Genomic DNA, 219 nt, shown 5'->3' with positions numbered 1-219 from the left:
TGAGTGAGGCCCGCTACCTGAGACTGTCAGATATCGATTTAAAGCAGGGGAGCCTGTACATCCACCGTCTGAAGCAGGGGTTCAGTACCAGTCACCCGTTGCTGAGGGAGGAAATTCGCGTTATCCGTGCCTGGCTGAAGGTGAGAAACACAATGGACGGAGCGGAAAGTGACTGGCTATTCCTGGCCCGTCACGGCGGAGCGCTGAGCCGGCAGCGCA

At 58.0% G+C, this 219-nt stretch carries 1 protein-coding gene; it reads left to right on the top strand.

Annotated elements, in window-relative coordinates:
* On the top strand, positions 1 to 219 hold a 219-nt coding region (locus ACERY3_RS25515), incomplete at both ends, for a tyrosine-type recombinase/integrase (protein WP_373226816.1).

The organism is Enterobacter cloacae complex sp. ESBL7 (assembly GCF_041679625.1).
Lineage (GTDB): Bacteria > Pseudomonadota > Gammaproteobacteria > Enterobacterales > Enterobacteriaceae > Enterobacter > Enterobacter asburiae_B.
Note: the sequence above shows the minus strand (reverse complement) of the source record. Positions and strands in the feature narration are given on the sequence as shown.